Raw genomic sequence first — 20,342 nt, 5'->3', positions numbered from 1 at the left:
TTCCATTTACTTAGTAATAATCTCTGGCCCCATTAGTGTTGTTGGTAACCACGTCGATACCCATGGCACATAAGTAACGATTATGAGGAACAAGAACATCACGGCCACCCACGGTAAAGCAGCTTTCACTACATTCATCATAGACATTTTCGCGACCCCAGCAGTCACAAACAAGTTGAGCCCAACTGGTGGGGTTATCATACCTATCTCCATGTTGACCACCATCATGATGCCCAAGTGAATAGGATCGATACCGAGTGCGATTGCAATCGGAAATACCAAAGGCGCAACGATGATCAACAAGCCTGATGGCTCCATGAACTGACCACCAATCAGCAGCAGAACGTTTACTACGATCAAGAAAGTGATTGGTCCGAGCCCCGCTGACAGCATGGATTCGGTAATCATCTGCGGAATGCGTTCTTCAGTAAGTACGTGCTTTAGAATTAAGGCATTGGCGATGATAAACAATAGCATGATTGTCAGCTTACCCGCTTCATAGAGGGTATGCTTAGTGTCTTTATGTACAAAGGTTTGAATCACTTTTACTATCGCTGGTTTGGTATTTTGTTTATCAGCAAATGGTCCCATGTCTTTGTAGATAAAGTTCGCGATAAAGAATGAGTACACTGCCGCAACCGCCGCAGCCTCTGTTGGTGTGAAAATACCGCCATAGATACCACCAAGAATGATCACCACCAGCAACAAGCCCCAGCTCGCATCTTTGGCTGCATCAAACGTTTCTTTCCATCCCACAAATGGTTGCTTAGGTAGATTCTTAATCCTCGCGGCAATGTAGATGGCGATCATTAACATGACACCAGCAAGCAAGCCCGGAATCACACCACCAAGGAACATTCGTCCTACCGACACATCCGTTGCCGCAGCATACACTACCATTACGATCGAAGGTGGAATCAAAATACCCAGGGTTCCGGCGTTACAAATGACGCCCGCAGCAAACTCTTTTGAGTAACCGTTTTTGATCATACCCGCGATAACAATACTACCAATCGCGACCACGGTCGCTGGAGACGAACCTGATAGCGCGGCAAACATCATACACGCCACTACCGACGCCATGGCTAAGCCACCACGGAACCAACCCACAATGGCAATCGCAAAGCGAATGATGCGTTTAGCAACACCACCAGTAGACATAAAGCTTGAGGCCAAGATAAAGAAAGGAATCGCTAACAAAGTGTAGTGGCCAGCAAGCGCATTAAATAACGTTTGTGCAACGGATGCTAAAGACGCGTCTGAATGCATTAATAGAAATAGAATACTGGAAAGACCCAGCGAGACAGCAATTGGCACACCGATCAACATGAAGCCAATAACCATCAAGAATAAAAACAGAATATCCATGATTTATTGCTCCTTACGATCTGATGATGACGTTGAACCACTTGGAATCGCATCGGCGGCTTCGCTCAACTCTTCTTTCAGAGCTTCTAGCTCTTCTTCTGCTTCATGACCAGCAATTAAACGATCCAGCTTCCCAGTCGCAATTTGCCAAGTAATTTGTACAAAACGGAAAGTGAGTAACGCCATCCCAAGTGGCAAAGCAAAGTAAGGAATAAATCGTGGTAGCTTTTCGTAGCGTTCGCCTTCATTGAGCCATTCAGCTAAAAACTGAAACACTTCAGGCATAGGAATATCATCAGTTTCATACCAAGCGCGCTCAGTGACAAATGGATACCAGTAGTTCCAAGAGCCGATCAAAAGCAAAATAGAAAACGCCAAACAGCAAGCAGAGGCAAGAAGTGCAAAGATTTTACGTTTTGGCTCTGAGACCATATTGATGATCACATCGACACCTATATGGAAGTGCTTCTTCACACCATAAGACGCCCCGACCAAAACCATCCATGCAAACATGAATACCGTTAATTCTAGAGCCCAAAGAATATTGTCATTAAAGACGTAGCGAAAGATCACGTTGGCAAACGTCAGCAGGGTCATAGCACCAAGAAAGAACGCTATCAACGTCTCTTCTATGGCATCGGTGATTCGCCCGGCCTTGGCAAAAAATGTCTGTTCCATAATTACATCACGTTATTATTCGGAAAAAGAGGCCCTCTCCATATGTTGGAACGTACGAGGGCCAGTCTAATGTTGTTATTGCTGGTTAGAAGCTAGCGCAGCATCGATTAAGTCAGAACCAATGTCTTTCTCAAACTTCTTCCACACAGGCTGAAGCGCCGTTACCCACTCTTGGCGCTGTTCTGCACTCAGAGAGCGAACCACACCACCTGCTTCAATAATGTTGCTCTTGTTAGCAAGGTTCACTTTGGTTGACTCTGCGTTACGCTGAGCGGAGACCTCTTGAATGATGGTATTTAGCTGTTCACGCTGGTCGTCAGGCAGATTTTTCCAGAAGTCATTCGACGTCACTACGAGGTAATCCAGAATGCCGTGATTGGTCTCAGTAATACCGTCTTGTACTTCGAAGAACTTCTTACCGTAGATGTTTGACCACGTGTTTTCCTGACCATCGATGACTTTGGTTTGTAAACCGCCATACACTTCTTTAAACGACATTTTTTGTGGGTTTGCGCCAAGCTGTTCGAACTGGGCGACCAAAACGTCCGATGCTTGCACGCGGAACTTCAGCCCTTCGGCATCGCTTGGCAACATTAATGGCTTGTTGGCGGACATCTGCTTCATACCGTTGTGCCAGAACGCCAAGCCTTGCAAGCCACGTCGCTTCATTGCGTTCTTCAGCTTCTCGCCAGATTCTGAGTTTTGAAAACGGTCAACAGCTGCAACGTCTTCAAATAGGAATGGAAGGTCGAAAATGCGGTACTTCTTGGTGAATTTCTCAAACTTTGAAAGAGAAGGAGCAGCGAGTTGAACATCACCGTTAAGCAGCGCTTCCAGTACTTTATTGTCATCGTAAAGCGTCGAGTTAGGGAAAACCTGCATGCAGACTTTACCGTTCATTTCTTCATTGACGCGCTTTTCCAGTAGCGAAGCAGCAATGCCTTTCGGGTGTTTGTCCGTGTTGGTTACGTGGCTAAACTTGATCACAGTTTCACCAGGGTCACAGTTTGCAGCAGCATTAAAGCTAGTGATTGCCAGAGCAGAGACAGACAGTAGGGTTAGAGGCTTAAACATTATTATTCTCCTTGTTGAATCACATCCCATCCTTTCCATGAGTACCTAAATGGATAGAGGGTGATGGGTACGGATGTTCTACAAGGAGCAAGTTGCAGACCAAGTTAATTATTACCTGCTAATCAACAACTTAAAATTAAAAGAAAGGTTATTTGAAAAAATAAAGGGTCAAATCCACCCATACGGATGAACGAGATGGGTGGAAAATGACACATTTAAGAGGAACAGCTGATTTCCATCTTCTTGCCCCACTCTGGAGGCAGCTTGGCATAATCATCGAATTCAGGCTGTTCATCATAAGGACGCTTGAGCAGTTCAGCCAGTCGATTGACTTCACTGAAATCCCCCTCCTCTGCCTTATCAATGGCAAGTTGAGCAAGATAATTACGTAAGATGTACTTAGGATTCACTTGGCGCATACGCTCACAGCGTTGCTGCACCGTGACACGCTCACCGTTCTCGTCGACTTCTAACTCACAACGCGCAAGATATAAGTCTACCCATGCACTTGCCGCCTCTCGGTCAATAAACAGATCTATCACAGCTTGGGAAGGTTTAGCATCAAGATTAGATAGTTCGCGGAAGAAGCGGGAATAGTCTGTTTTGTTGTGATTCAACAGCTCAAACATGGCTTCAAACAAGCGGCCATCTTCGTCAACTTTGGTATGAAGGCCGAGCTTAGCACGCATCAACTCACTGAACTTTCGACTAAGGCGCACTTCAAATTTGCCAAGCGCCATTTCGAGATCTTCTCGCGCCACAAGAGGCGACAAGGAGTGCGCCAAGGCAGAAAGGTTCCAAAGCGCGATGCGAGGTTGCTGCTCAAAGGCATAACGACCTTGGTAGTCCGAATGATTACAGATGTAATTTGGATCGTAGTCGTCGAGGAAGCCAAACGGCCCGTAATCAAAGGTTTGCCCAAGTATCGACATATTATCGGTATTCATTACGCCATGGGCAAAGCCATATGCTTGCCAGTAAGCAATCATCACGGCAGTTTTGTCTACAATAAGTTCGAACATTGCCGCGTATGGCTTCACCACTTTTAAGCATTCAGGGAAATGCCACTCAATGACTTTGTCTGCAAGCAGCTTTTGCTCAGCGAGTTGATTGGTATAGAAAAAGTGCTCGAAGTGGCCAAAGCGGATGTGCGTTTCTGCAACACGAATCAGCAGCGCACCGTATTCCATCTTCTCGCGATAAACTGGTGTGTCACTGTCCATCATGCCTAGCGCTCTGGTGGTAGGAATCCCTAGCCCTGCCATCGCTTCGCTACACAGATATTCGCGCACCGTAGAGCGCAACACCGCACGGCCATCACCCATTCGTGAATACGGCGTCAACCCTGCCCCTTTGAGGTGAATATCAAACCAAGTGCCATCTTGGTGCTGCATTTCAGCCAGCAGCAAACCGCGACCATCACCCAGATCTGGGTTGTACACCCCAAACTGATGACCCGCGTATTTCATTGCCAAAGGAGCAAATGGAGCAAAGTCCGCTTGCCCAGCAAACACATTCAACACCTCATCATTTGCAGCAACTGGTAAACCAAACTGCTGCGCGAACTCGCCATTCCAAACAACCCAACGTGTGTTGTCTAGCGGTTGTGGGACAACATGGGTAAAAAATGCTGACGGTAGCGCACTGAATCGATGAGTGAAATTCACCCCTTCCCAAATGGACATTGCAGTTCCTTAACGAAGACTTCCTGTTAAAGAGTATACGCCGTGAACGTGGTCACCTTCAGCCATGAATTATGCATGGGTATTTATCAACACTAAAGCAAGGAGTCTAGAAGTGACAGCGCACTAAGAAATTCCGGCACTGCAAAAATGGTATTCGGAAGAAAGCGCTCCACTGCAACTCACCTGCAGTGGAACTCTTTGCTTACAGGTTAGGCTGGAAACTCGTCACTGTCCTGCTGAGGGGCAGGTACTTCTTTGAAGCGGGATCGCTCGATGTCTACGATAGTTCGATAGCTCAATGACAGTAGTGCAATTTGATAAGCGCCAAACAAACCAAAAATTACACCCGACACAATCATTGCCAATAGATGAGAGAACTCAGCAAACACCAACTGACTCAGTGTCCCAGCCAGCAATGGAATTAAGCCCATCAACACAAAAATCTGCTTGTTGAATGGACGGCTTTGTCGCCAAGCATCACCTAAACTGCGCGGCTCTCGATCCAGTGCAGTGGCAGGCAACACCAATGACCAACGAGACAGAACCCAATACCCCGGAACACTCAAGACCAAAGTGATCACCTCCAATGCCAAAGAGCTGATTTCTCCACCGTCTACAATGATAAAAAACGTCACTAAGAATATTGGTAGCGCGATGATCAATCCCATTGCTAAAGCAAATAAAATCCACCAGCCGATAAAGCGCAGCTCACGCATGGATAAGCGCATCACATCAAGAGCGGAACGCATATATTCACGAGCAAGGTAAATGCGGTGAATGCGAACCGCTGCCATCGCTGCAACCAATGGATACAAAAGAAAGGTCGTAATAAAAAAACCGACACCAAAGCTGGAAAAGTCAGGCTCTTGAGAGCCTTGGACTAAAGCTTCTTGATATTGGGTAATAAAAATGGTGTGAACCACTATCAAAGGAATACAAGCGATAATAATGGTGAGCAAGTTTGCTCTAACCATGACGATTGCTTCTTGGCAAATAGCCGATATCGAAAACTGATGATCAGACATAAAAATATCCTTACTTTTAGAAGTTCTAGGGTCTATTGACCTTTTGAGCTGATTTTTGCAGCAGTTTGTGGATTCTTTATACAAGGCAGAGGCTTTGAAATGTAGTTGCCCTACCTGATAAGCCGATAACGCAGTAGAAAGGAGCCACAAACGCTGCCCAAAGGGTTCGACTAAAAGCGTTTACTCTTTGTTGAGAGGATTTTGCTTAGAATAACTAAGCTACAAACCTCTCGCCGCGATTAAAACGCTTTTATCTCGAACAAAATTTAACCGCAAAAGGTCAACAGACCCTAACCATAGACTACGCCTCAAAAATACAAGGCGTACAAAAATTCAGGAGTCCCCTCTCGCGATGCAGAGAGAGTTGGTAGTAGCTTGGGTTGAACAAAAAAGCCACTCATTTAAGTGGCTTTAAAAATAGATAATCAAGCATTAAGAGCGGCGACGCCAACCTAGCAGCCCTAGGAGTACCAGCGCCCAGAATGAAGTGCTACCACCAGAATCACCAAACGAAACCCCTGACGATTGAGAAAGCACATTAATATTCACAACCGCTGTGGCTGTAGAGCCTTTTTCATCCATAATGCTGTAAGTTAACGTTACAGATTGCCCTGTACCTGATGGCGCTGAGTAACGGATTTTCCCATTTTCAATTACTGCGCTGCCTCCACCACTCGTGATAGTCACTGATTGAATTGTCAAATCATGACCATCAGCGTCAGTGTCATTTGCAAGAACATCAATGACAACATCCTCACCAGCAGTCACTGTTACGCTATCTGTGTTCGCTTCTGGTGACGCATTTTGCACCTCGACACTCACTTGAGATGTCGATGTTAAGCCGCTCGGATCGGTAACGGTCAGTTGGAATGTCAATACATCACCTTGTTTACTGCCCTGTGGGATCGCAAAGCTGGCTTCTGCGGTATTAGCATTTTCAATGGTTGTCGCTAGGCCATCAATTTGCTCCCACAAATATTCCAGGTCGTCACCATCTGGATCAGAGCTACCCGCAGCAGAGAGCATTACCTTTCCGCTGTTTTCTAGATCCCCTGTATCTGCGCTCGCATCCGCTAATGGTTCATCATTGTCTCCCGTTACTGTCACCACTACCTCTACGGTGTTTGAGGTGATGCTGCCATCTGAAGAGACAAGACGATATTTGAAGCGGTCTTCACCTACAAAGTTCTTCTTCGGCGAGTAAACATCACCTTGAACACTGCCATGAGTTGGATGCTCAGCAATAACGACATTAAATAAGTACCCTTGAGCAATGTCGTCGTTGGCCATCAAAGACAGCGAATAGTCAGTGTTTTTTGCCGTTTCAAATGCATCAGGTTTTGCCGTCACTACACTAGCAACATCTAAATCCATCAGAGCCACAAATGGAATTGTCGAAAAGGCGGTATTGATTAAACCTTCAGTCGACTTATCTGCACTTTTACCAACCCACAACGGTCGCTCGCTTTGCAGAATATCTGAGTGAAGCGCACCGAAATTCATACTGCCTTCATAAGTGCCACCTTCTATCTCAACCAATAGAACATGTTCACCCGCAGCTAACTTAGTAGGCTGAGAGAACAGCACTCGATTAGGAGGCTGCACGCTGCCTTGTTGGAGTAACTCAGCGTTTGCGTCATCAAACGTCATGGTAGAAAACACTTCGTTAACTGAACTGTAGCGCCAAACTTTGTAACTGACGGCGCCACCTTTACTCGTAGGTACTGCAAACAATTGAAGGCCATCTAACTCAGTTGGATTAGCCAAGTTCATTTTAAGTGCGATCGCATTGTCTTGAGTCGCGAAGATGTAGCCACGGTTAAGGTTGTTCAACCAAGCGAATTTGTTTGGCTCGTCAGGACGACTCATCACGAAGCTAGCAGAAGACGATGTACTTGTGATTCCAGTAACAGAAACATTGGTATCAAAGCCAGCAATTGCGCTCAAGCTAGGATTAGTGTTGTCACCAATTGAAGTGTTACCTTGTGGGTATAAATCGTTCTCGTCAGCAAAGGAGCCTTGCTCAAGCTCTTTTAATCCATCCGCCTGCATGATCTGAACTTGCATTTCGCCAACATCATTAAAGGCATTGCGAATGTTCACAGAGGTAACGAGAACACCTTCTCCTTCAAGCGCTCTGTCATAATCTGTCAGCGTGCGGTTCTCTACATATAAACGAGGCCCCATTTCTTTTAGGTATGAATCCAGATAAACCACACTTGATTCACCATTTGGCACCACAATATTCGTATTCGCGTCTAAAGAAACCGATGGATTAGTAAAACCAGCAGCATGCTTACTCCAAGCACTCATGTTGACCGGCGTCTCGCCAGCGTAGTTATCGCCTGGCTTTCTTCCCCAAGAGCCACCAGCCATCACTCCCCACATGCCAATAGAACCATCATGGTGATATGAGTAAAGGTCTGGCAGACCAAGCATTAAGTGGCCGAGTTCATGAACAATCACCCCCATGGTCGATTGATGTGTGGTTTGGTAATCACCAAAGACACAATATTCCATGATATTTTTGCCATCCACCTTCACCGTGCTGTGGCTGCCTTTGTGTGGCCAAATCGATGGACGCCCCAAATAACCCGTCGAACGGTCACCACCAGCGAACACAAACATAACTGAGAGTTCATCAGGGTCAAGCTGACCATCTCCATTACGGTCATACGCGGCAAAGTCAACATACGGGTCAAGCTTTTGGTAGGCCTCGGCAATAACAGAGTCTAGTTTCGTAGAGCAATTAAAGTCGGTACTTGTATGACAATCTGGCTGTTTTTGATTCACCGAAACATTGATAATGCCGTCATTAGCTGTACCTCCGTTTTCCCTAGCAGGTATTACATGATACTTGCCGTCAGAGTTTTTTTGGTAGAAGTCCACAACACTCTGACCTGACTGCCCAAACACAAGGGAATGAAAGTCATGATCCATTTTTTGGTCAGTAAAAGAAACTTGCACGACCAAAAGCGGCTGCTCAAAATTAGATGAAGCACTCATGGCTTGGATACCAGAAGTTTGCTTCAGAAGGTTATGCCGAGCTTTCGGAGATATCGCTTGCATCGATTCAAGCGGTGCTTTGTAGAGCAGATCTGGTCGTTCTAGTGAGACACTTGGTGCGGCTTGGTTGGAAAGCTTCTTAACGCCCGTCGATTCTAGTTTAGGGATGTTTCCATCTTGGGTAATCTTGGCAAAAAACCAATCTTTGTCTTGCTTTACAAGTGCATTACCCTGCTTGTCCTCATACCAGTGAAAATCGGCTGAACCTCTTAAGATGACCCCACTCTCGCTGCCATCATCTAACTGCACGGTATGCCAAATTGGCGCAGGAGGCGTTGTCGCTAGTACCGTCGAGGCGGTTAACATGCTGATTACGGATAGGGCTATCGTTTTAATTTTCAAAGTACTACTCCATCTGACGTTTCGCGCTTGGGCACGCGATCCTCATGCATAAATATAAAAAACCACTCATGCATCGACTAATCAAATGAATAGTAACTAATTATTTATAAAGTTAAATACCTTTCAAATACATTGACTATTTTTTGAGCGTCACTCCACGTTCGCTATAAGAAAGCGAGAGACATCATGGTGACATTCTCTCGCTTGTTCAGAGTACGCTACTGGCTCTCTCAACCTAACCCGTCAGTACATTGTCTTCTGGGTACTTAACTAGCGTAGGCTCTGGGCGAGCTAGCATATAGGCCAGCGTCAACGGACCAATACGACCAATGATCATCACCACTATCATGATGTACTTACCTGGCTCGGACAGCTCTGCTGTTAAGCCAGCCGTCAAGCCCACTGTAGCGAAGGCAGAAATCGTCTCGAACATCACCTTATCGAACGCAGCCTTTTCGGTAATCATCAATAAGAACATTGCAGTGGTTAGGATTGCGCCGCTGACAACAATAATCGCCAGCGATTTGGTCACCGTCTGCCAATTCACAGTACGCTTAAAGATCACCACATGCTTTTTCTGACGCAGAAACGCCCATGTTGCCATAAACGCCACAGTAAAAGTGGATACCTTGATACCACCACCGGTTGAGGTGGAACCGGCACCGATCAGCATCAGTACAATCATCACAAGCAATGCGGGTTGGGTGAACTGTGCCAAGTCGACGCTGTTAAAACCTGCCGTACGCGCACTGGCCGATTGGAAGAATGCTGCCAACCACTGACCTGCCATAGGTAAAGATTCCATCGTATTTGGATTATGTCTTTCCAACAGCCAAAACAGGATGGTACCTACTGCGAGCAATACAGGAGTTGCTATCAGCATGATTTTGGTGTGTAAATGCAAAAAGTGAAAACCTCGACGCCAATGCAGCCAGAGGTCACCGATCACGGTGAAACCTAATCCCCCGAAGATGAACAAGCCCGCCAGCGTGAAGATCACCACAGGATCATTCACAAAGCTCATCATGCTATCAGAGAAAAGCGCGAAACCGGCATTATTAAAGGCTGAGATGGAATGGAACAACGCATAGAACATGCCCGTTTGCCAGCCCATTTCAGGTACCCAACGGAACGAAAGGAAAATAAAACCAATCGTCTCTGCAATCAGCGCGAAGATAACGATTTTCTTCACCAATTTACGCAAATTCACTTGGCGGTCTTGGCCCAATGCATCTTTCGCTAACGCTTGTTGGCGCAAGCTCAAACGTACGCCAAACATATAGAGCAAGACGGCAGAAAGTGTCATCTGACCTAAACCACCAATTTGCATTAAGAACATCAACAGAATTTTGCCTGCCAATGTGAAGTGTTGCCCTGTATCAACCACACCAAGGCCAGTCACACTGATAGCAGAAGTCGCGGTGAACAATGCATCGGTAATCGAAAGTCCCGTCACCGAAAAGATCGGCAACGTAAGCAAAATAGCAGAAGGCAATAGCACACCAAGAAAGCTCAGCAATATGATGCGCGGTTCACCACCTTTCGCTTTATCTCGTTTACCATCTGGGACGTAGAAAACGCCTCTCTGATGAAACTGCGTCATAGTGATTTCAACTTGCTCGCAAGTTTGTCTTGAGGCCCCACCACAATAATAAGGTCGCCGATTTCTAGTGTGGTATTCAGTTCTGGTGCTTTGGTAATCTCAGGCCCGCGTTTGAAGCCCAGCACTTGCACGCCTTCCACTTTACACAAAGCGAGTTCACCCAGCGTTTTACCCATCCAGCGCGAACCAATCACAAACTCTGTCATCGCCAGACCGCTACCTAATGGGTGGAATTCTAGAACGCGTTTATCGAGCATCTTACGTGCAACTCGAATACCCATGTCACGCTCTGGCATGATGATATGGTCTGCTCCGATTTTTTGTAGCACTCGAGCTTGAAAGCGATCATTCGCTTTTACCCAAACCGATTTTACGCCCGCTTCTTTAGCGATCAGCGTAGCAAGAATACTGGCATTAACGTCGGCGCCAATTGCAATCATGACCATGTCATAATCATCGAGTTTAAGCTCTGCGACGGTCTCTTCATGAGTACAGTTCGCCACAATGGCTTGGCTAACAAATCCCGCCGCTTCTTTCACTCGGTCTTCATTAATGTCTACCGCCAAAACTTGTGAGCCGGAGTCTTGCAGTTCTTTACAAACGGCTAAGCCAAAACGACCTAGACCAATTACAGCAAATTGCTTATCACCCGTTTTCATTCGTGCCTCATTTATGCGTTGAATAGCAGGCGCGAAAGTCTGCGCCTATTCCTCATCATCTGCAAACAAGACGACAAAAAAATGACAAAACCTTAACTCAAACCTTCGCATGTAACCTTGATATAGCCTAAGACAGGTTAGCGGTATTTTCCTGACTATTAGTAATTAAATCAAAAGAATAGCTACAGAGCTCACATTTCATTTATCACTCATTTTAGCCATGCATACTTTTGACAAGTTAATTTAACGCGTTGGCTATTGGCACAATAAATTATTTCGTGCTCATTGCATTTATCATGCATAAAAACTGCTATTACTGATTCATTAATCAGCAAATTAGCCATTTTATCTGAGTTTTGTTATAGTGCGCGCCGACAAATTAGTTTGTACTCTAAGTAGTTTGAGAGGGATGATGTCTACAACTAAGGATAAGTACAGTATTGAAAATACTGATTATACGGTCGGCCAAGACAACGTACAGAAGTGGGGATTTGATGTTCACAACCCTGTTTTTGGCACCAGTGCTGGTTTGATCATTCTTTTTTTAATCGCACTTCTATTAGTCGATCCTACCACTGCGAAAGCCGGCCTTGATGGAATCAAATGGCAAATCATTGGTTCTTTTGATGGCCTATTCATGTGGGCTGGTAATATTTTTCTGATCTTCTGTATCGGTCTGGTTTTTTCTCCTTTTGGTAAGATTCGTATTGGTGGCGAAAACGCCACACCTGAGCATTCAAATATCTCATGGATTGCAATGCTATTTGCAGCGGGTATGGGTATCGGCTTGATGTTCTGGGGGGGGTCGCAGAACCTGTTGCCTACTTCACTGGTTGGTATGAAACCCCGCTTGGCGTTGAACCTTTCACAGAAGAAGCCAAACAAGTTGCGCTAGGTGCAACCATGTTCCACTGGGGCCTACACCCTTGGGCGATCTATGCTGTGGTTGCGCTTTCTATGGCATTCTTTGCGTTTAACAAAGGTCTTCCGCTGTCTATCCGTTCTGTGTTCTACCCTCTATTGGGCGATCGCACTTGGGGTTGGTTTGGTCACGTAATCGATGTAATGGCTGTGCTCGCAACGCTATTTGGTTTAGCAACCTCTCTTGGCCTAGGCGCTCAGCAAGCAGCAAGTGGTTTGGGCCATGTATTTGGTATTGAGAGCGGCTTAGGTATGCAGCTGGCCGTTATCGCATTTGTTACCACTTTAGCGGTCTTCTCCGTTGTGCGCGGTATTGATGGCGGCGTAAAGGTACTGAGTAACATTAACCTAACCGTAGCATTTGCCCTGTTAGTATTCGTAATTCTTGCAGGCTTAGCAGCAGCTCTGAGCACAATTCCAACAACCTTAATCGGCTACATCGAGAACATTATTCCACTAAGTAATCCTCATGGTCGTGAAGATGAGGCGTGGATGCACGGCTGGACTGTGTTCTACTGGGCTTGGTGGATTTCTTGGTCACCATGCGTAGGCATGTTCATCGCACGCGTATCGAAAGGCCGTACTGTTCGCGAGTTCCTGACGGCAGTTATCTTGATTCCAACCACTATTACTTTGATTTGGATGTCAGCATTTGGCGGCATCGCGATTGAGCAAGTCATGAATAAAGTCGGTGAGCTAGGCACAAACGGCCTAACAGACATTACGCTGTCTCTGTTCTACGCATACGAAGCGATGCCAATGAGCACTGTGCTATCGGTTATCTCTATCGTTCTTATTATGGTGTTCTTTATCACCTCATCAGACTCTGCGTCGCTGGTTGTCGATAGTATTACAGCAGGTGGTAAAGTTGACGCGCCTGTACCGCAACGCATTTTCTGGGCATCGATAGAAGGTGCTATTGCAGCAGTGCTACTTTGGATTGGTGGTACAGAAGCAATTCAAGCACTACAAGCTGGCACAATATCTACTGGCTTACCGTTCACCATCATCCTATTGGTAATGTGTGTGAGCTTAGTAATGGGTATGCGTACTGAACCTCAGTTTGTTCAGCAACGTTTAGCAAAAGCTAAGGCGAGCTAAACTAAACTGAATACTAAAGCGAAAAACAAAGAAGCCGCATTGAAATGCGGCTTCTTTTTTATTCAAGTTTATACACTAGAGTTCCAGCGTATTTACTTCGCGTCGCGCTTTTCACCATTATCGCGACGAGGGCGCTGATCTTGCGGTTTACGCTTGTTCTTCGGCACGTAGTTCAAGATAGAAATCGGCACTGGTTTTCTTGGTGCAAAACCTTCAATTTCTACACGCTCTAATAGGTGACCAAGGCGGCTTTCAATCATACATAAGTTTTTGAAGTCGTCTTTCGATACCAATGAAATCGCTTCACCCTGCGCGCCAGCACGACCAGTACGACCAATGCGGTGTACGTATTCGTCTGCTGGGAAAGGTAGATCGTAGTTGATCACCACTGGCAAGTTGTCGATATCGATACCACGTGCCGCAACACCCGTGGCAACCAGATATTGGATTTCACCCGCTTTAAATTTCTCAATCAGTTCTTGGCGAACACGTTGGTTACGGCCACTGTGGAATGCTTCTGCCACGATGCCGCGCTTCTCTAACTGAGTAACTAGCTTAGCTGCGCCGTGTTTGGTTTCAATGAATACCAATACTTGCGACCAGTCGTTCTCGTTAAGCATGTGGCTCAACAATGAAGACTTCATGTCTTTATCAACCGTGGTGATCCACTGCTTGATGTTTGATTTTGATGCACTGTGCTTCGCAATCGAGATTTCTTCAGGGTCTACAATCGCATTCTTGGCCAAATCACGCACTGGGTTAGATAGTGTCGCAGAGAACAACAGGCTTTGAATGTCTTCTGGCATGCAATCGACGATCTTATCGATAGAATCGATGAAACCCATATCCAACATTTTGTCGGCTTCGTCCAGAACCAACATTTCCACTTCATCAAAATGGATCGCACGTTGGCCGTACAGGTCAATCAAACGCCCCGGCGTGCTCACTACGATGTCGACACCTTCGATCAGCGCTTGTTTTTGCGGTGCGTAATCAACACCACCAAACATCGCCATCGAACGAAGTGACAGGTTCTTGCTGTAGGCCTCAATGCTTTGGTGAACTTGAAGAGCAAGCTCACGGGTTGGCGTTAGGATGATCGCACGAGCACGCTTTTTGCGTTGTGTTTCACCTTGGCTCAATTTTTCTAAGATTGGTAATACAAAGCTCGCGGTTTTACCCGTACCTGTTTGTGCTGCGGCAATCAGATTGCTACCACGCAGAACAATAGGAATGGCTTTTTGTTGGATAGAAGTCGGTTTTTCATAACCCAGCGCCTTCACAGCATCTGTGATAGGAGTGCTTAAACCAAGCTTAGAAAATGGCATAGAAACGTCTCAACGAAGAAATGGGCGCGTAGTGTATCAGAAACCGTACCAAGTAACAGAATCAATCACACGACTACGCAGGCAGGCTCGACAAACAAATTCTATCCTATTAATAAGGTATTCAATTGTTACAGCGTGATGATTTATTCACCACTTCACGTTTCTACTATGCAAACCCCGCTATGCTGAAAATGTGTGTATCACTGGAAAGCTTCATGGACATTTTACTACTGGTTGGATTAATTGCGCTCAATGGTGTGTTTGCCATGTCTGAGATTGCGCTAGTTACCGCCAAAAGCGGCCGACTGAAAAAGTTTGCCGAACACAGCGCTTCTGCCCGCCTCGCTCTACAACTGAAAAACAATCCCACGCAGTTCCTCTCTACAATACAAATCGGCATCACCGTAATCGGTATCCTTAGTGGTATTTTTGGTGAAGCCACACTCTCTGTTCCTTTTGAACACTGGCTTGTCACACAAGGTTTAGAGCGCGAAATCGCCACTGTGCTAGCGACTGCGATTGTCGTTGTGGTCATTACTTACTTTGCTATTGTGATAGGAGAGCTGGTACCAAAGCGTTTTGCGCAAAACAATGCCGAGCGTATTGCCGTCATCGTCGCCTACCCTATCCACTGGTTAGCCAAGCTGACCACACCATTCGTGATGTTGTTAACTGTCTCAACTGATGCTCTGCTCAAACTTCTGCGCCAAAACAACAATGGTGAAGTGGTCACTGAAGAAGATATTTTTGCCGTAGTGAGTGAAGGGTCAGAGAGCGGAGCTATTGAGCCGCAAGAACAATTGATGATTCGTAATTTATTGCACCTAAATGACCGCTTAGCGCTTTCGCTGATGACACCTCGCTGCGATATTCACTATCTCGATCTCGATTTGCCACTTGACGCTATTCTCAAACACTTACGTCAAACCCAACACTCAGTATGGCCTGTATGTAAAGGCGGTTTGGATAACATCATTGGTACTATTTCTTCCAAAGCACTACTGGACGAATACGACGAACTTTCTATCTCCCGCCTTGCAAAACTGCTTAAACGCCCACGCTTTGTACCTGAATCGATGAAAGGTCTACCATTGCTCAATTACATGCAACAAACCAGCACCGAAATGGTGTTTATTGTCGATGAGTACGGCGATGTTCAAGGGCTGGTCACGCACTATGATTTACTCAAATCTATCGCTGGTGAACTCGGTATGGCACCACAGCAAATCTGGGCTAAAAAGCAAAAAGATGGCAGTTGGTTAATGGATGCACTTATTCCATTAAATGAGCTGAAATACAAACTTGAACTCAACAATATTGAGGGCGAAGAAACCGAGGGATTCCAAACCTTAAATGGCTTCCTAACCTGGTTAATTGGTCGTGTACCCACTCAAGGAGAAATCATGACATATCAATACTGGCGGTTTGAAATTCTGCACGTAAAAAGCAATCGTATTGTGCAAGTTAAAGTGACAAAAGTGAAAGAATAGGCTTAAAAAATCATTGTGATTTACAGTAAATATTATGAGTTCGTAGAGATTAGATAAAGAATGCGATCTCGTAATTATAATATAGTTATTATCCAACTGGGCATTAAAAAATATTTTCTTCCCTTACTTTGCTTTTTATCTGTTAGTAGTTATCTACTCCTCCTACTTATCTACTAATAATCACCACTCCCATTTCAAACACTAAAAAAATTATTTGTAGCAATACGAAATTTTACAAATATAATAACGGTCTATAATTATGGCCACTTCTGGCTAAATAAGAATTAACTAAAATAAAGACGGACCTTATTTAATTTAAAAAAATAACCATAAGAATAGATATCGATCCAAAAGGAATTGAATTAATGGTCGCAGAGCCTTAACGATAGCTATCACTATACAAAGGCGTTTTATGGAACAAACGACCATAACTTTAACTGCGCTTGCATTTCCCGGGGGGGGCCGGCCACTTCAATTACTGGGCCAATTGAAGTGTTGACTACAGCAGCCTATCTTGCAGGGGTCACTCCCCCTGAAATTAATATCGTAACCCAGGACAATAATCCTGTTGTTGCACATGGAGGAATAACTCTCACTCCTACAGTAAAAATAGAGAGCGTTAAAAGTACGGATATATTACTGATTGGATCTTTGGGAGAGCCTGATAGCGAGCTGACTGCCTGTTCAGAGAAAGCGCTTAAGTGGTTAGAGGATTTTGCAGACACAGATATCCCTATTATTTCTATTAGTACAGGATCATTTGCGTTAGCTAAAGCTAATTTACTTTCTAAGCGAAATGCAACAACACACTGGCGTTACGCTAACCTATTTCGAGATATGTATCCCGATACAAAGTTGCGTGTTGAGAGAAAAGTGACCTGTGACGGAAATTATTACTGTACCTCATGCACCAACGGCTACAATGACGTCATGATGCTCGTCGTGGAACAATTATTTGGTTTATCTGTACGTGATAGATGCCAGCAGCATATTTTTGGCAATACCGATAAAGTGCAGCAACAATCATTAGCAAAATTTCTCCCATATCGTCAGCACAGTGATGCTCTTATTCATCAGTTGCAGGACTGGATGCATAATCACCATAGCTTACAGTTTTCTGTATTTGAGTTAAGTGAACGTATTCATTTGAGTGAAAGACAAATGAAACGCAGATTTAAACTAGCAACGGGACAGACACCGATACAGTATATTCAACAGATTCGTCTTTCAGCAGCGAAAGATAAATTAGAAACGACCAAACAAACTGTCGAGGAAATTTCTAGAGTCGTTGGATATGAAGATGTTCGTTACTTTAGAGAGTTGTTTAAGAAGTTTGTGGATATGACTCCGCTAGAATATCGAAAAAGGTATCAACACTAAATTTCGTTTTACTTTAAAGTCGAATCAATAAATGGCGGGATATCCCGCCATTCTTAGTTGTTTAGCTTAGTTATTAAGGTTTGACGGCTAGTAATCCCATTGTTGGGTTCATAACATTCATTCCTGCTAAAGCCAGTCCGCCAGAGAGTGATTTAGTTCCTCTCTTCGAAGCCGCTTTCTTCGCTTGCTTAAGAAGCATGTTTTGCGATTGATTAAAGCGCGCTTGATTATCAATATCGACAGCGGCTTGAGTAATGTCCTCAGGCTCATGTTGATAGCATCATTGACGCCAAGCGTTTCTAGGTACTTATCCATCACATTTCTATCAGGACTAGCGATACGATCATGCATCGTGGTCACTTCATCCTTAGTAGACATGTTTGTAAAGGTTGGAATACGCCAGATCTCTTCCGCTAAGACTCGATAGTCCGCTTCAATCATATTCAACGACGACAGGATGCTTTCTTCACAACGGCTCAATGCAACCTGGTTAACGTTTCTGTTGTATTTAATGCCCGTTCTGCGCTTAGTCTGCTTCGAACGTAGGTGCTTACCAAATGAATCCCACAGGAGCACTTTGAGTAGCATCGGGTTAACCATAGTTCCAAACTCAACGTTGGTACCTACCCCCATCGTTGCACCAGCACCCGCTTTAAATGTGAAGTCTCCAGAGCCTTTAACAATGGCTTCCAAAGCAGCAGATGCGCCCAAGCCAACTGACGCAGAACCAGTCACACTACCAGACAACATATTCATGCCGCGAGCTTTCAGGGTAAAAGTGCTTGTTCCACTAGCCTTAGCTCCAACAAAGGCACTTGCACCAATTTTAGTTTTAATGACTTCATCACCGGCAAAGATATTGGCACTGTTTAGTGTGCTGGTAAATTGCACTTTAGCGGTCGCACCAACAAATAGCTCACCTTCACTCTTTAGAGCCATAAACTCGGCTACAGAAAGTTCGTGAGAGACCGTTAGCTTCATACCCATTTGAGCAGCAAGTACCGCATCAATTTCTAAATCAATACCCGGTATCAGTTGCATTGCAGCAAACGATCCGTCGTCCGCTTCCTCTTTTTTATTTGTCTCCCAAGCTTTACCTGGTGACTTATCGAGAGTGAACTTCGTACTGGTCTTCTTACCTGCTTCCTCTCCAAGCTTCTTCTCTCGGAAACCAGCAGCACCACCTTGTCCAAATTTAGCATGAGCACTAAACTTGCTGCTCTCACGGGCACCAATTTCAGCGGATGCTTTGATTTGGTTTTTCATTTTTCCGAAGTCCCAAGTTTTTTCAAACTCGACTTTTGCTTCGGCAAATAGTGCTTGTGAGGCTTCAAATGTCAGTGAACCGTCTTCAAGGTTTACTTTGCCCTCAACAGAGCGGGTATTTCCTTTTTGGAATAGATCATTGATAGCTGGCCAAAGTTCAGCATTGCATTTTGCATGATTAAAGTAGGCATCTCGCAAAGCATTAACTTGCGCATCAAGAATTTCCACCTTGGCTTGGCCAAGCTCACCGGATGCTAAGATACTGCTATGAGAACGCTTCAAAACTTCATGCTTGTTATGCAGCATTTGGAAGAAAGTACGGTTAATCAATTTCGAACGGACAGATTCCGTTGGGGAACGGTGTGGTTGAATCACCTTAACGACACTACCAAACTTTTTCGTCACTCGTTCTACAAAAAACTGCCATACAGGATGCTTAGTCACTGCGCTAGCTTCGTAGGCGCTACTGTTGCTTCCCGACTGGCGATACAATTCCGCCTCAACCTCAGAATAGATAACATCTATCGCTTTTTCTAAATAAGGTAAGGCTCTGTTAGAGTGCCTTCTCCCGCATGCGAGAGACAGTTTTTTCAACCATTGCTCAATATCTATCGCGCATCCTAAGTTAGGGATTAATTTTCCATCCGTCCCTTTGATTGATGACACATCGAAGTCGAGATTGGCTGCAGCAAGCTGTTTTTTATTCATTAGCTTTCCTTCTATCTAAATCTCAAGGCTCAGGGCTTTTCGCCACTGGATAAGCGTTGAGTTTATTGAGTAGTCATGCGCACATGGCATGACCTGATCGATGATTTTAATCAGTGAAAACCAGTCGTCCCCCGTTTCGACCAGACCTTCCCCACCCTTTTGATTTGGCGAAGCAAACATAGGCGTTGCTTGCCAATCGGAGAGTGCTTCCCGGGAAGTTCCAGTCCGACAACTGGCACCGAAATCGATCAATCGAATATGTTGTAATTGAGGTACATAAAGCAGGTTAGATGCTTGATATCGCCATGTACCACCCTTGCTATGACAGTGTTTGATCGCCTGAACCACACTAGGCAAAAGCGAAGCAAATAACGCTAGATCCTTAGGCTCAAACTCAATCAGCGGTATCGCACTTTGATCAAACTCCAGCTTTAGCTGCAATTTGCTCCAGTCGACATCCACTACTTTTTGTATTTGAGCACCCTGACACTCTTGCAAAGCAACCCATTCTCTTTGCAGGCTCTCTGCCGAATCAAATTGCTTAGTGTAGTGGGTCAAGTCGTTACTGATTTCATGTGCACGGGAGTGCGTCGCCAAAACTTGGCAACGCACTCGTTCCTGCGGTTCAATCACAGCTTTCAACATCGA

General features: G+C 45.1%; 13 protein-coding genes and 1 pseudogene. 3 read left to right on the top strand and 11 right to left on the bottom strand.

Annotated features, from left to right (window positions below; translation table 11 throughout):
• Window positions 1–6 precede the first annotated feature (6 nt).
• From B853_RS04415 to B853_RS04375, 8 genes are all read right to left on the bottom strand, one after another.
• On the bottom strand, window positions 7–1,368 hold the full coding sequence (locus B853_RS04415) for a TRAP transporter large permease (RefSeq protein ID WP_038887529.1): 1,362 nt from the start codon (window positions 1,366–1,368) through the stop codon (window positions 7–9).
• 3 nt (window positions 1,369–1,371) lie between these two features.
• Window positions 1,372–2,046: a TRAP transporter small permease gene (locus tag B853_RS04410; RefSeq protein WP_010446973.1), complete on the bottom strand. Its 675-nt coding sequence runs from the start codon at window positions 2,044–2,046 to the stop codon at window positions 1,372–1,374.
• Window positions 2,047–2,121: 75 nt separating this feature from the next.
• Entirely contained in the window at window positions 2,122–3,120 is a 999-nt protein-coding gene (locus B853_RS04405; protein WP_010446971.1) for a DctP family TRAP transporter solute-binding subunit, read from the bottom strand.
• A 215-nt stretch (window positions 3,121–3,335) separates the two neighbouring features.
• Window positions 3,336–4,805, bottom strand: coding sequence for a protein adenylyltransferase SelO (locus B853_RS04400; RefSeq protein WP_038887531.1), 1,470 nt, complete (start codon window positions 4,803–4,805; stop codon window positions 3,336–3,338).
• Window positions 4,806–5,014: 209 nt separating this feature from the next.
• Window positions 5,015–5,830 (bottom strand): hypothetical protein, encoded by an 816-nt coding sequence (locus B853_RS04395; RefSeq protein ID WP_038887533.1) that lies wholly within the window; start codon window positions 5,828–5,830, stop codon window positions 5,015–5,017.
• Window positions 5,831–6,262: 432 nt separating this feature from the next.
• Window positions 6,263–9,238 carry a M6 family metalloprotease domain-containing protein gene (locus tag B853_RS04385; protein ID WP_038887534.1) on the bottom strand — a complete coding sequence of 992 codons (2,976 nt, stop codon included), beginning with the start codon at window positions 9,236–9,238 and terminating at the stop codon, window positions 6,263–6,265.
• Window positions 9,239–9,473: 235 nt separating this feature from the next.
• Window positions 9,474–10,841, bottom strand: a complete 1,368-nt coding sequence (locus B853_RS04380; protein WP_038887535.1) for a TrkH family potassium uptake protein — start codon at window positions 10,839–10,841, stop codon at window positions 9,474–9,476.
• Window positions 10,838–11,500 (bottom strand): potassium channel family protein, encoded by a 663-nt coding sequence (locus tag B853_RS04375; RefSeq protein WP_038887536.1) that lies wholly within the window; start codon window positions 11,498–11,500, stop codon window positions 10,838–10,840. The genes B853_RS04380 and B853_RS04375 overlap by 4 nt, the downstream gene beginning before the upstream one ends.
• 412 nt (window positions 11,501–11,912) lie before the next feature.
• Here B853_RS04375 and B853_RS04370 point away from each other — a divergent pair.
• Window positions 11,913–13,522 (top strand): annotated as a pseudogene (locus tag B853_RS04370) (BCCT family transporter).
• A gap of 92 nt (window positions 13,523–13,614) precedes the next feature.
• On the opposite strand, the gene B853_RS04365 reads toward B853_RS04370, so the two are convergent.
• Window positions 13,615–14,850, bottom strand: a complete 1,236-nt coding sequence (locus B853_RS04365; protein ID WP_038887537.1) for a DEAD/DEAH box helicase — start codon at window positions 14,848–14,850, stop codon at window positions 13,615–13,617.
• 182 nt (window positions 14,851–15,032) lie between these two features.
• Between B853_RS04365 and B853_RS04360 the strand changes: the two genes are divergently transcribed.
• Both B853_RS04360 and B853_RS04355 read left to right on the top strand, forming a co-directional pair.
• Window positions 15,033–16,340 carry a hemolysin family protein gene (locus tag B853_RS04360; RefSeq protein WP_038887538.1) on the top strand — a complete coding sequence of 436 codons (1,308 nt, stop codon included), beginning with the start codon at window positions 15,033–15,035 and terminating at the stop codon, window positions 16,338–16,340.
• A 492-nt stretch (window positions 16,341–16,832) separates the two neighbouring features.
• Window positions 16,833–17,720, top strand: a complete 888-nt coding sequence (locus B853_RS04355) for a GlxA family transcriptional regulator (protein ID WP_249027392.1) — start codon at window positions 16,833–16,835, stop codon at window positions 17,718–17,720.
• A gap of 126 nt (window positions 17,721–17,846) precedes the next feature.
• On the opposite strand, the gene B853_RS04350 is transcribed toward B853_RS04355, so the two are convergent.
• Both B853_RS04350 and B853_RS04345 read right to left on the bottom strand, forming a co-directional pair.
• Window positions 17,847–19,694, bottom strand: a complete 1,848-nt coding sequence (locus B853_RS04350) for a hypothetical protein (RefSeq protein WP_249027391.1) — start codon at window positions 19,692–19,694, stop codon at window positions 17,847–17,849.
• A gap of 15 nt (window positions 19,695–19,709) precedes the next feature.
• The gene (locus tag B853_RS04345; protein WP_211285366.1) at window positions 19,710–20,339 is read right to left on the bottom strand and encodes a protein kinase domain-containing protein; all 630 of its coding nucleotides are present in this window, start codon (window positions 20,337–20,339) and stop codon (window positions 19,710–19,712) included.
• Between the last annotated feature and the right edge of the window lie 3 nt (window positions 20,340–20,342).

It is taken from the genome of Vibrio rotiferianus CAIM 577 = LMG 21460, from assembly GCF_002741985.1.
GTDB classification, from domain to species: Bacteria; Pseudomonadota; Gammaproteobacteria; order Enterobacterales; family Vibrionaceae; genus Vibrio; species Vibrio rotiferianus.
Note: the sequence above shows the minus strand (reverse complement) of the source record. Positions and strands in the feature narration are given on the sequence as shown.